The sequence below is a fragment of the Bdellovibrio sp. genome (assembly GCF_047637665.1).
Lineage (GTDB): Bacteria > Bdellovibrionota > Bdellovibrionia > Bdellovibrionales > Bdellovibrionaceae > Bdellovibrio.
This window is the reverse complement of record NZ_JBLJBT010000026.1, coordinates 285,437-297,523: the sequence shown is the minus strand read 5'-3', so window position 1 is coordinate 297,523 and position 12,087 is coordinate 285,437. Positions and strand designations below refer to the sequence as shown.

The window sequence follows — 12,087 nt, the reverse complement described above, 5'->3', positions numbered from 1 at the left end:
ACTTCAATTCAGAAAATCTCAAAGGCAGCTCACTCGAGCTGCCTTTGTTCATTAAGAGGCATCTATGTGGTTGATTGTTGGACTTGGAAATCCTGGTGGCGAATACAGACTCACTCGTCATAACATCGGCTTTATGGCGGTGGACTATTTTCTTCAAGGCCTCGGAAATCCAACCATAAAAAATCAATTTAAAGCCGAAGTCGCTCAAGTAAAGTGGCGTGATCATCAGCTGATTTTTTGCAAGCCTCAGACCTACATGAACCTCTCGGGGGAGTCCGTTCAGCCCCTCATGGGATTTTATAAAATCCCTCTAGATCATCTGATCGTGATTCATGACGATATCGACCAACCCTTCAATCAGATGAAGATTCATAAAAACCGGGGCCATGGCGGCCATAATGGAATCAAGAGTATCTCGGGTCTCATGGGAACCCCAGACTATATTCGCCTCAAACTCGGCGTAGGACGCCCTGAAAACCCCAACATCCCTGTTGCCGACTACGTCTTGGGTAAATTCACCAAAGAGGAATTCAACCAGATGCCGGATTTCCTCAACCGAGGCCTTGATGCCGTTGAAAGCATCATCCTCGATGGGGTCCAAAAAGCTTCGACAAAATTCAATACTTAGGCTACATTCCCGGGAATAAATATTGATTATTTTCTAAGGGGTTTTTGATGGCACTTCAGGTGGGTATCGTAGGTTTACCGAATGTGGGTAAGAGTACGCTTTTTAATGCTCTGACTTCAGCAAAGGCCGAAGCAGCCAATTATCCTTTTTGTACTATTGATCCGAACGTGGGCGTGGTGACTGTTCCGGATCCGCGCATGGATAAAATCACTCAGTTTATTAAACCTCAGAAAGTGATTCCCACGACGATGGAGTTCGTGGACATTGCAGGAATCGTTAAAGGCGCTTCTCAAGGGGAAGGCCTGGGGAACCAATTTCTTTCTCACATCCGTCAAACTGATGCGATCGTTCATGTGGTTCGTTGTTTTGACGATCCAAATATCGTGCACGTTTCTGGCAGCGTAGATCCGATCCGCGACATCGAAGTTATCAATACCGAGCTTCTTTTGGCGGACTTGGATTCCGTTGATAAAAAATATGCGCGCATCGAAAAGATGGCCAAGAACACCACTGATAAAAAATTGAAAATGGAAGCCGAAGTCACAAAGAAAGTGAAAGAAGCTTTGGGTAAAGGTCTTCCTGCCCGCTCGGTTGCTTTGGATGACCTCGAGGCTCCGTTCTTGCGTGATATGCATCTATTAACCGCGAAGCCGGTGTTGTATGCGATGAACGTGTCTGACACGGATTTCGCGGCTGGTGGAAACGATTGGACTAAAGCAGTTGAAGCTCGCGCTGCGGAAGAAAACAATAACACTATTTTAATTTGTTCTGCGATGGAGGCTGAGATTTCTCTCCTTCCACCTGAAGAGCGTAAAGACTTCCTCGATGCGATGGGCGCGGAGGAACCAGGCCTCAATCGTTTGATTCGTGAAGCTTATAAACTTTTGGGCCTACAGACTTACTTCACAGCGGGTGAAAAAGAAGTGCGTGCATGGACGATTCGCGCCGGCACCAAAGCTCCTCAGGCTGCGGGCGTGATCCATACGGATTTCGAAAAAGGTTTCATCCGTGCTGAAACTTACCATTGTGAAGACTTGTTCTCTTACAAGTCAGAACAAGCGGTGAAAGAAGCGGGCAAATACCGTCTTGAAGGAAAAGAATACGTCGTCAAAGACGGCGACATTTTGTTCTTTAGATTCAACGTTTAAGGAGAAGGGAGCCTCAAGCTCCCTTTTTAATTTTATGAATGAGTTGTTAAAACTTTCCGGTCTTGAACTTGCGGCAAAAATCTCGAAGAAAGAAATTTCTCCCAGCGAGGTTCTGGAAGCTCATATTGAGCGCATTGAACAGGTCAATCCCCCCCTCAATGCCATGGTCGAAGACGACTTCGTCCGTGCCAGAAAATTGGCACAAGAACAAACCGAACAACTCTCCAAAGACAACTCGACTCTCCCCCCCCTCTTCGGCGTTCCCTTTACTGTCAAAGAAATGTTTGCTTATGACGGAATGAAAAGAACTGGAGGCAGCATTCATCACAAAAATGACGTGATGTCTTGGGATGCGACCGTGGTCGCGCGAATGAAAAAGGCGGGCGCCATCCCCATGGGAACGACCAATGTTCCTGAACTGGGTTTTTGGTTTGAATCTTTCAACCCCGTCTATGGGCGCACCAACAATCCTTACGACTTGGGCCGCACCTGCGGCGGCAGCAGCGGCGGCGAAGGGGCCCTTCTGGGAGCCGGAGCGACTCCCATGGGATTAGGAAGCGACATCGGAGGCAGCATCCGTATGCCAGCCTTTTTTTGCGGCGTCTTTGGTCACAAGCCTTCCCGTTATCTTTTACCTCTCACCGGCCATTTTCCCTATGCCCAAGAAGAATTCAAAAATCTGAAAGGCGTCAAATATCCGTATACGTCCATGGGACCGATGGCCCGCAAAGCCACGGACCTTTACCCAATGCTGAAGATTTTGATGGGCGCTGATGGTTACGATCAAGAGACTCTTCAGAATCCTCAACTTGAGGACCTCACCCAAGAATGGGCCGGGCGCAAAGTTCTGATCTGCCCGTCACCTATTTTTCATCGGGCCCGTCAAACCGATGACGAGATGGCGCAAGTGGTGCGTAACTGCGGAAAACTTTTTGAGGAACTCGGCGCCCAGGTTGAAGAACTGGATCCTCGCTTTTTTGTCAGAGGCACTGAACTTTGGTTTGCCGCTTTGAAGGTCTCTAAAAATAAAAATCTTTATGAAACTTTGATGGGGCCCACCCAGCACCTTTCTATCGGCAAGGAACTGCTCAAGGTGGCTTTGGGCAAAGGGGATTACACCCTTCCCAACCTGATCGTTTCGTTGGGAGAGATTTTTGATAACGGCAAAACCGACTTCAGCGAAGAAATGCGGGCTTTACAAAAAATGAAAGCGGATCTTGATGAAAAACTGGGGGAAGAAGGCATTTTGATTTTGCCTCCGCATCCGCGTGTGGCTCCCAAACACCGTGCTCCGATTTGGTCGCCGTTTGACTTTATCTATGCCGGTTTTTTCACGACCACAGGGCACCCCGCGACAGTGGCCCCCATGGGGTTGAATTCCGAAGGTCTTCCTTTGGGAGTTCAAATCGTGGCTCGTCACATGAAAGACCATCTGACGATCTCCTGTGCTGAGTTCCTAGAGACCACTTTTGGTGGCTGGCAAGCGCCTACAAAACTCTAGTTTAGTTTTGGTATTCAAATTGCTAGCTCCTTAAATCACGGATTTTTCCTACAATTTAAGGAGTTTTCATGCGCTTTTTTATAGGACTGGCTATTTTGTTTACAGGTCTTCACAGTTTGGCTTATGTGGGGATGGATGAGTGCTGGGACGTTAATAATCAGCCCGTGAGAATCCAGCAAACCATGGCTCTTCGCCAGGCTGCGGAAAGCACCATCGCCAATGGCCTGCCGACCATTCTTCTTCACCCGCAAATGATGGGACAATATCCTCAAGACGTGCAGCAGTTCATCGTGGCCCATGAGTGTTCTCACCATCGCCAAGGCCATGTTGTGAGCCATCACTATGGCAACACCCTGCCACTGACATCTGAGTTTGATGCCGACTGTATGGCCGTGCGAACAATGAAAGATCTAGGACTTTTAAACGGATACGTTTTACAGAACATTCAAAGATTCCTCAATTCACTCTCAGCGGATGCCACTCACCCCGCCGGGCAACATCGGGCTCAGTATGCAAGACAGTGTGCTCAATAATTTTAAAGCACTACATTTTCAGCTTTGCTTTCACATGATCCAACACGATGTGAAAGCTCCACACCGTTAAAAAAAGAATCAATGAAGGAAATAGAATCAAATGTGGAAAGCTCGAAAGAGTTTTCCATCCTTCGCGAACCAAAATCCCCCAACTGGTATAAGGGGGATGAATTCCCAGTCCCACAAAACTCATGAAACTTTCATACAAAATATTGGTAGGAATCTGCATCGCCATCAAAATCAATAACGTGCCCAACATATTGGGAAGGATATGACGAAGCATGATGTGAACCCGCGTTCCCCCCAAGGCGACGGCGGCTTCCACAAAAGGCTTCCTTCTGATTTCAAGCACCATTCCCCGAGTCACTCTAGCCAAACTCATCCAGTGCGTCGCCGATATTCCAAAACATAAACTGACCAATGCCTTGGTAAAGACATCTTCGAAAGGTAAAACCAACTGCAAAGACATACACAAGATGGACACCAAAATAAAACTGGGAATCGCCATAAGAATATCGCAGAGTCTCATTAACACTCGATCCGTCACTCCCTCAAACCATCCCGCTAAAGCTCCATAGGTAAAACCGAAAAGAAAAGACAAGATCGAGCAGAGCAGTCCCACGAATAAAGAAATCCTCCCGCCCAGAAGCACGCGAGTAAAAATATCGCGCCCTAAAGAGTCCGTTCCGAACCAGTGTTCTTTTCCGGGGGGCATCAAGATGGATTCCACATTCTGTTCCAGCCCCGTCCCCCATCCCAACCACGGATAAAATACGATGCCGACGAACAACACCGACAAAAAAATCACCGCGAAGATAAAGAAGAACTTCTTCACGCGGCCTCCCGCAATCTGGGGTCCACCCACTTCAACAGCAAATCAATCAGCGAGTTTACCAAAATCAAAAGCGTTCCATAAAACAGAGTGAGCCCCATGATCAGTGTATAGTCCCGGTCATTGATCGCAGAAATAAACTCTGTCCCTAATCCAGGGACAGCAAATAGAACTTCCACCAAGAATGAGCCTGAGAGCAATGAAACCATCAATGGCCCCAAATAACTTAAAAAAGGAATTAACGAGTTCTTCAGCACATGATGAAAGAGAATTTGCCAGCTCCCCACCCCTTTGGCCCTTGCGGTGCGAACGTAATCTTGATTGTAGTTTTCGTTTAAAGAATTTTTAAGCAAACGAACCAAGGTCGCCAAAGGACGCAACGACAAGGTTAAAAGCGGAAGAATATAATGGCGTGGACCGGAGAGAAACGCCACCGGCAGCAGATCCCAATAAAATCCAAAAATATAGATTAACAGTGGACCCCAAAAAAGGCTGGGCAAAGACAAGAATGCCAGGACCGTCTGGTCAATCACCTGTTCAATCCAAGTGTTTCGATAGCGAACCGCTAAAACCGACACTAGGAGCGACCCTAAAACAATAAAGGCTAACGAAACTCCATTCAGCATCAATGTGTTACGAAGCCCCTGAAGAATAATCTCGCTCACGGCTCGATCCGGGCGAATCATCGAAACCCCGAGATCCCCCTGCACTAAAGCTTTGATATAGGACAGGGCCTGGGAGCTCCACGAGCTCTGAACCTGCCAGTGCTCCAGAAGTTTTTCTTTAACCAAAGGATTTAATGCCAAATCCTCATCGAAAGGACCTCCCGGAAGGGCCTTTAGCATAAAAAACGTAAGCGCCGCAAGGACCCCCAGCGACGCTATGATTTCAAATATTTTTTTTAGGACAAAACGAAACGCGTTCTCTCTCAAATGTCATCCCAATTTTCTTTTCCCGCGATCTCCGTGTTCACTTTCACAGGAACAGCTTCCGCAAGGTAAGGGAAAAGATCTTTTTTGTTGCCGTACAATTGTGAATACACATAGGCGTTTGAAACCACGCGCTTCACATAGTTGCGTGTTTCCAGGAACGGAATATGTTCAATGAACTCGTCCGTTTCAAGATTTCCAAAACTGACCAGCCAGTTTTTCACCCGATGAGGTCCCGCGTTGTATCCTGCCGCCACCAAAGGAATCGTATTTTCAAAACGATCCATCAGTCTTTTGAGATATCTTGAACCATACTTCACTGAAGTTTCAGGCTGTAAAAGCATCGGTGCTTTAAATTCTTTCTCTCCCAACAGGGTCGCTAGCTTGTGACCCGTAAACGGCATCACCTGCATCAACCCCAAAGCCCCTACCGGAGAAATGGCGTCGCGACGATAGTGAGTCTCGGCACGCATGATTCCCCACACGAGCTCTTCAGGCACTGTGAATTTTTTTGTGAACTTTTCAACATACTCAGAATACGCTCTGGGGTATGCAAACTCCCACAGATAGCGGATCCCCTCCACGCCGTGGGCGGCACGCTGTCCGCCAAAGTTGATTTGCGCAATATAAGAAGACCGATTGAAATGGCCGGCCGTATTGTACTCGCCCATCAAGGTGCGCAAGTGTTCGCGATTGGAGGTTTTTCTTTCAATATCATAAAGATCCCATCGCGCCCATTCGTACTCGCCCAAGATCATCATATCACGCGCACGTTCAAAGCGCTTCATCAACGCCGGGCTTGAGAAGGTCGTAACTTTTTCTTCTGAAGAATCTGGGACCTCATCGGCAGACGCGGCCACATCCACGGACTTCATGTCGGGATTGTCCGAAGATTCAGCCTCTTCACTTTCTCCTCTTTCATCATCGGCAGAGTATTGAGTCAGAATCAAATTTTCTTCCGATTCACTTTCATCACCACGATAGTCTTCTTGAGACACAGGCATCAGGAATTCACTGGCAGAAAAACGCGAGATCACACGCGGCTGTGTGGGAAGCGCGGTTAAGGCCAATTTTGGAACTTTGATCTCTTCCATTTTCTTAAGTCGAGCCTGCGCCACGATCGAGTAATAACCCATCAAGGAATCTTTTGCGAGACTCTCCATCATCGGTTTGGCCTGCTCTACCTTCCCCTGACGGAAAAGACTCATCGCCATCCAATAAGTCACACGGTCTTGCGGAAATGACTTCCAGGCTTTTTTGTTTTTGCGCTTTTGATTGTTTAAAGAAGCAAAATCTTTATAAGCCCCCTGATAGTCCCCTTTTAGATATTTCAGCCAGGACAAGTGCCATTGAGCATCTCTATTCAAGCCAGAGTTCGGATAGACTTTCATGAACTCCTGAAAACGTCTTGCCGCTCCATCATAGTCTTGGAATTGATAGCTCAAGAAGGCGGACTGATAGAGTGCCTGACGGCCCGTTTTAGAGCGAGGACTCAGCTTATAAGCTGAATAGTAAGATCCAACCGCCAACTGACTTTCCCCTGCTCGCGCTGAAGCGGAAGCAAAAAGAATCAGATAGTCGAAGTTCTTTTTATAGGCCTCGTAATAGGGTTTTAAAATTTCGACAGCCTTATTGACTTCACCTTCTTGGATATAGAACTGCGCCTGCAGTTTGTCGGCAAGATACTTGTCTGTCTTTGCCAACTTCTCCTTCATGATATTGATTTCACCTTGGGCCTTTTGATCCAGACCCGCCCACAATAAATAGCGCACGCGTGTGCGAAAGTCTTCGGTGGTGACTCGACAGTCAGAAGGTTTCCCGTCAAATTCGTTCGCGGCTAAATCCACGCTCCAGTTTTGTACCTTAGAGTACGCCGGATAACGCTCATACAACTTCACCAGCCACTTACACATTTGACCGTGACGCCCTAAACCTTTTTCCGCCAAAGCCAAATTGTAAATCACGTCTGGATAGTCTTCGGTGTTGCGAGTTCTCTTTTCGAGTTTACTGAAGTGAATGTCCGCTTGTTTAAAGCTCTTCTTTTCAAGAGCCACTTGCCCCAAAAGATTGGACGCCTCAATGGACATCTTTACGTTGGGTGAAAGATCGAGAATCTTTTTTAGTTCGGTCTCGGCTTGGTCCCATTTACTGGTTTTCATGAAAGATTGCGCCAAATAAAAACGCGCATATTCTTCCAAAGACGTTTTCTCTTTCAGAATTTCCTGCAAAGCCGGGATCGTCTGTTCGTATTTCGACTCCCGAAAATCTGCGAGAGCCTTTTTAAAAGACTCTAGGTCATTTTTAGCTGTCTGAGCTCCGGCCATGGGGCTCATCAACAAAGAAATCACGATGCACTTCAGTGCGTTCTTCATATGTACAATCCTTGTATCTCTCATCCAATAATGATACCGAATATCTATGGCAAAATCGAAGACGAAAACGATCTATACCTGTCAAAATTGTGGAGCCCAAAGACCTAGGTGGGAAGGAAAATGCACAGACTGCGGTGCGTGGAACTCATTTGTTGAAGAATTGCAGCTGCCGGAGGTTAAAACTCGCGGATGGTCTACCGGAAGCCCTGAGAAAGGCTCTCCTTCAACGAAGCCCGTCTCCCTAGACCAAAGCCTTGAAGAGGTGAAATTAGATCGCTTTGACACGGACTATGAAGAACTCAACCGTGTTTTAGGGGGTGGCTTGGCCCGCGGCAGTTTCGTTCTGCTAGGGGGCTCTCCCGGGATCGGAAAGTCTACTCTTTTACTGCAAATGGCCGGTGGTTTAGCGAAGCATAAGCACAAGGTTCTTTATATTTCGGGAGAGGAAAGCGTTTCCCAAACTGGGTCTCGTGCTCACCGTTTGGGTATTCGCTCCCCGCTGATTGAGATTGGCTGTGAAAGCAATCTTCATAGCATCATGGAGCTGGCGCGCTTTAAAAAGCCCGAAGTTCTGGTGGTGGATTCGATTCAAACGATGTTCTTGCCGGATTTACAGGCAGCTCCCGGTTCCGTTTCTCAAGTGCGCGAATGTGCCGGCCATCTGATGGGACTGGCAAAACAAGAAGGCATCACCGTCATTCTTATTGGTCACGTCACCAAAGATGGCAACATCGCAGGTCCCAAAGTTTTGGAGCACATGGTGGACTGCGTGCTCTCTTTTGATGGCGATGCCTCTTACAACTTCCGCCTGTTACGCGCCTTGAAAAATCGTTTCGGTGCGGCTCATGAATTGGGCGTCTTTCAAATGAACTCCAAAGGTCTTGAAGAGGTTGCCAACCCCTCAGAACTTTTCCTTGAAGAACGTGGCGACCAGTTGATTGGCTCTGCGGTTTTTGCCTCCATGGAGGGAACTCGCCCTTTGCTATGCGAAGTTCAAGCTCTCACTCTTTCCAGCCCCATGGCGATGCCTCGTCGCACAGCTTTAGGAATCGATGTGAACCGTTTGCATCTTTTAACGGCCGTTTTAGATCGTCACTTGGATGTCCGTTTGTCTTCGAATGACATTTTTATCAATGTCGTGGGCGGTTTGAAGCTGGTGGAACCCGCCGCGGATCTGGCGGTGGCTGCCGCCATTTTATCCACGGAAGGACGGCGGGATCTTGACGCCAAGACCTGTTTCTTTGGCGAAATCGGCCTGACCGGCGAAGTGCGCGGTGTTTCTTTTGCTGAAAACCGAATCAAGGAAGGCGATAAGTTGGGCTTCCAACATTTCGTAATCCCTTATTCCAACAAAAGGCATCTGGCGGACCTGAAGCTTTCTAAAGATAAAAAGATCACTTTCATTAAAAATGTCCGTGATCTGAGTCGCCTTATCTAAAAACTCCACATTTTCTTTGGAAGCGCCGCACTTCAAAAAGGTACGGCGTACCTTTCTGGGGGAATTTGAGTATCATTTAAGTATTGGTTTTTTAAAAAGGGATTTTTTCGTGTCAGATGCTTTGAGTGCGATTCAAAAAGAGAGCTATAAACCTGGAGATTACGTTTTCTTTGAGGGCGACATTGAAAATCATTTTTATATTGTTGAAACCGGCGTGGTGAACATCTTCACGAAAGACAATATGGGAAAACGCATCTCGATCTGCGACATCGTGGATGGAGAGTCCTTCGGCGAATTCGCTCTTATTTCCAACAGTCCCCGCTCCGCCTCAGCCCAAGCCGTCACTGATGTTGTCTTAGTGAAAGTCTCTGAGGACGGTTTCAAACAACTGATGTCCGAACTTCCCACCTGGGCTGAGTGTATGCTGAAGTCCTTTGTCGACCGCCTTCAAAATATGACGGAAAAGATCCGCGAGTTAGAGCAATTCAAAAAACGTGATTAACGATACTTCAAATACAGCTCTCGCTGCAGATCCATCATCAAACTGAGAAGACGATTCTCCAAAAGCTGATCGACATTTAAAAACTGTACGCCCGCAATTTGATGTACCCGCCCCTCGTGTTCTTTTTTTTGCGCGAAACGAACTTCAACTTCAAACTCCATCGGACGACGAGCTCCCAAACGCAAAGTTCCCCGGACTTTGTCGCCGACTTTAAGATCTGGTTCCGCGTGAGGAAGTTCTAACTTAAAGCCGCCAGCACTGACATCTTTGACCCAACAATCCAGAAAATAAGACTTCCCACCGTGTTTCATCAAAATGAACATCGCATCGTACTTAGCGGGAATATCAATGCGAGCGTTAGCTCTGCGCTGTAATTGAAAAAGGTCCACGTCCGTTCTGATCACGGCCCAGCCCGATTGAAAGCTGAGCTCCGTTTGAAAAAAATATTTTTCGGTCTTAAATGAGAAGTTCACAAAAATCTTTTGATTTACCGTCACACCTTTTGAATCCGCCGTGTGATGACAAAGCAGAACCTCATCTTTTTCCGTCTGCACGGCGATCAAATGAAACAGACCTTCTTGCTCGGTTCCGCGAATGGCAAGCTGCAATTTATCGTCAGCTACTTCACGGAAAAGCATTTTCTTTTCAGACATCGCGACTTTTTTAAAAATGACTTGTTCTTTTTCAGGAGCTGCCATTCTCTAAACTCTTTCCAGGGCCTCTTGCCAACGAATCATTCTGGTTTTGCGATCCTTCAGAGTCATTTTCACTTTGAATTCTTTGTTTACCTTCCAAACACGCTTGATTTCTTTAAGGTCCTTCCAAAAACCCGAGCCCAATCCGGCCATGAATGCAGCCCCCAAGGCCGTCGTTTCCAGGTTTTGGGGGCGAACCACATTGACGCCACAATAATCCGCCTGCAGTTGCATCAACAAATCATTGGCAGCAGCACCACCATCAACCTTGATCCCTTTTAATTTTTTCCCCAAGTCTTTTTGCATTGTCACTAAGATATCCACGTTTTGCAATGCCATGGCTTCCAAAGTCGCTCTGGCGATATGAGCTTTGGTAGATCCTCGCGTTAGACCACAAATCACACCACGCGCCTCTGGCTTCCAGTGAGGGGCTCCTAACCCTGTCAATGCAGGAACAAACTCGACGCCCTCGGAACTCTGCACTGTTTTTGCCAGGGCCTCCACGTCCGCAGAGTGCTGAAAAAGACCCAAACCATCACGCAACCACTGAACAGCGGCTCCACAAACAAAAGCTCCGCCCTCGAGTGCGTAAGTCATTTCTTCGTTCTTTAACTTCCAGGCAATCGTCGTCAGAAGTTTATTCTTCGACTTAACCGCTTTCTTGCCGGTATTTAACAAAAGAAAACTGCCCGTTCCAAACGTACACTTCGATTCGCCAACTTCATAACAAGTCTGACCAAAAAGCGCCGCCTGTTGATCGCCAATCATGCCCGTGATGGGAATTCCATCGGGCATGAAGCCAAGCCCTGCCGTTCGGCCAAACTCTGCATTGGAGGGGCAGATCTCTGGCAGGATTCGATCGGGAACCCCAAAGAGCTTCATCAGCTCTTCATCCCACCATCCCGTGTGAATGTTCATCAGCATCGTTCGGGACGCGTTACTCACATCCGTTTTGTGAGAATGGCCCCCGGTCAGTTTCCATAACAAAAATGTATCGACAGTTCCGGCCAGAAGTTCTCCCGCTCGAGCCCTCTTCATGGCTTGGGGCACATGTTTTAAAATCCATTGAATCTTACTTGCAGAAAAATAGGGATCTAGAACTAAACCCGTTTTCGCAGTGATTTGCTTTTCTTTCTTTGCTTTCTTAAGCTTTTCACACAAATCTTGAGTCCGACGGCATTGCCAAACGATGGCATTATAAATCGCCTTACCGGATTTGGAGTCCCACACCATCACCGTTTCGCGCTGATTGGTGATGCCAATCGCCTGAATCTGCGATCCCTTAATCCCCGCCTTCTCCAAAGCCATACGCATCGACCTCTGGGTGGAGTACCAGATATCTTCGGGATCATGCTCCACCCAGCCTGGTTTCGGAAAAATCTGCTTGAATGTCTCACGCGCTTCTGCGACAAGACCTCCGGCTTGATTGATGATGCAGGTTCTCGAGCTGGTTGTACCTTGGTCAATAGCCATGATAAAAGAAGAAGACATTAAACACTCTCCGGTCGA

At 47.4% G+C, this 12,087-nt stretch carries 11 protein-coding genes; 6 read left to right on the top strand and 5 right to left on the bottom strand.

The window, feature by feature from the left end; genetic code table 11:
• Positions 1-64: 64 nt before the first annotated feature.
• From pth to ACM64D_RS09445, 4 genes are all read left to right on the top strand, one after another.
• Complete coding sequence (gene pth / locus ACM64D_RS09460; protein ID WP_415062960.1) at positions 65-628, top strand: aminoacyl-tRNA hydrolase; 564 nt, start codon at positions 65-67, stop codon at positions 626-628.
• A gap of 47 nt (positions 629-675) precedes the next feature.
• Positions 676-1,776, top strand: a complete 1,101-nt coding sequence (gene ychF / locus ACM64D_RS09455; RefSeq protein ID WP_415062959.1) for a redox-regulated ATPase YchF — start codon at positions 676-678, stop codon at positions 1,774-1,776.
• Positions 1,777-1,810: 34 nt separating this feature from the next.
• Positions 1,811-3,277 carry an amidase gene (locus ACM64D_RS09450; RefSeq protein WP_415062958.1) on the top strand — a complete coding sequence of 489 codons (1,467 nt, stop codon included), beginning with the start codon at positions 1,811-1,813 and terminating at the stop codon, positions 3,275-3,277.
• 68 nt (positions 3,278-3,345) lie between these two features.
• A complete protein-coding gene (locus tag ACM64D_RS09445) occupies positions 3,346-3,810 on the top strand; it encodes a hypothetical protein (RefSeq protein WP_415062957.1) in 465 nt (154 codons plus the stop codon).
• Between the two features lie 10 nt (positions 3,811-3,820).
• Here the strand turns inward: ACM64D_RS09445 and ACM64D_RS09440 are convergent, their stop codons facing one another.
• The 3 genes from ACM64D_RS09440 to ACM64D_RS09430 form a co-directional block, all read right to left on the bottom strand.
• A complete protein-coding gene (locus ACM64D_RS09440) occupies positions 3,821-4,645 on the bottom strand; it encodes an ABC transporter permease (RefSeq protein WP_415062956.1) in 825 nt (274 codons plus the stop codon).
• Positions 4,642-5,487, bottom strand: a complete 846-nt coding sequence (locus ACM64D_RS09435; RefSeq protein ID WP_415062955.1) for an ABC transporter permease — start codon at positions 5,485-5,487, stop codon at positions 4,642-4,644. The genes ACM64D_RS09440 and ACM64D_RS09435 overlap by 4 nt, the downstream gene beginning before the upstream one ends.
• A gap of 83 nt (positions 5,488-5,570) precedes the next feature.
• Positions 5,571-7,943: a transglycosylase SLT domain-containing protein gene (locus ACM64D_RS09430; RefSeq protein ID WP_415062954.1), complete on the bottom strand. Its 2,373-nt coding sequence runs from the start codon at positions 7,941-7,943 to the stop codon at positions 5,571-5,573.
• A 46-nt stretch (positions 7,944-7,989) separates the two neighbouring features.
• On the opposite strand from ACM64D_RS09430, the gene radA reads away from it, so the two are divergent.
• Entirely contained in the window at positions 7,990-9,381 is a 1,392-nt protein-coding gene (gene radA, locus ACM64D_RS09425; protein WP_415062953.1) for a DNA repair protein RadA, read from the top strand.
• 109 nt (positions 9,382-9,490) lie between these two features.
• Complete coding sequence (locus ACM64D_RS09420) at positions 9,491-9,883, top strand: Crp/Fnr family transcriptional regulator (RefSeq protein ID WP_415062952.1); 393 nt, start codon at positions 9,491-9,493, stop codon at positions 9,881-9,883.
• Here ACM64D_RS09420 and ACM64D_RS09415 read toward each other — a convergent pair.
• Positions 9,880-10,581: a flagellar brake protein gene (locus ACM64D_RS09415; protein WP_415062951.1), complete on the bottom strand. Its 702-nt coding sequence runs from the start codon at positions 10,579-10,581 to the stop codon at positions 9,880-9,882. The two genes, ACM64D_RS09420 and ACM64D_RS09415, sit on opposite strands and share 4 nt — an antisense overlap.
• Positions 10,582-10,584: 3 nt before the next feature.
• On the bottom strand, positions 10,585-12,069 hold the full coding sequence (gene glpK / locus ACM64D_RS09410) for a glycerol kinase GlpK (RefSeq protein WP_415062950.1): 1,485 nt from the start codon (positions 12,067-12,069) through the stop codon (positions 10,585-10,587).
• Positions 12,070-12,087: the final 18 nt, after the last annotated feature.

Coding starts and splice junctions, on each gene's coding strand:
- pth (WP_415062960.1), top strand. CDS start 65: ATGTGGTTGATTGTTGGACTTGGAAATCCTGGTGGCGAATACAGACTC.
- ychF (WP_415062959.1), top strand. CDS start 676: ATGGCACTTCAGGTGGGTATCGTAGGTTTACCGAATGTGGGTAAGAGT.
- ACM64D_RS09450 (WP_415062958.1), top strand. CDS start 1,811: ATGAATGAGTTGTTAAAACTTTCCGGTCTTGAACTTGCGGCAAAAATC.
- ACM64D_RS09445 (WP_415062957.1), top strand. CDS start 3,346: ATGCGCTTTTTTATAGGACTGGCTATTTTGTTTACAGGTCTTCACAGT.
- ACM64D_RS09435 (WP_415062955.1), bottom strand. CDS start 5,487: ATGCTAAAGGCCCTTCCGGGAGGTCCTTTCGATGAGGATTTGGCATTA.
- ACM64D_RS09430 (WP_415062954.1), bottom strand. CDS start 7,943: ATGAAGAACGCACTGAAGTGCATCGTGATTTCTTTGTTGATGAGCCCC.
- radA (WP_415062953.1), top strand. CDS start 7,990: ATGGCAAAATCGAAGACGAAAACGATCTATACCTGTCAAAATTGTGGA.
- ACM64D_RS09415 (WP_415062951.1), bottom strand. CDS start 10,581: ATGGCAGCTCCTGAAAAAGAACAAGTCATTTTTAAAAAAGTCGCGATG.
- glpK (WP_415062950.1), bottom strand. CDS start 12,069: ATGTCTTCTTCTTTTATCATGGCTATTGACCAAGGTACAACCAGCTCG.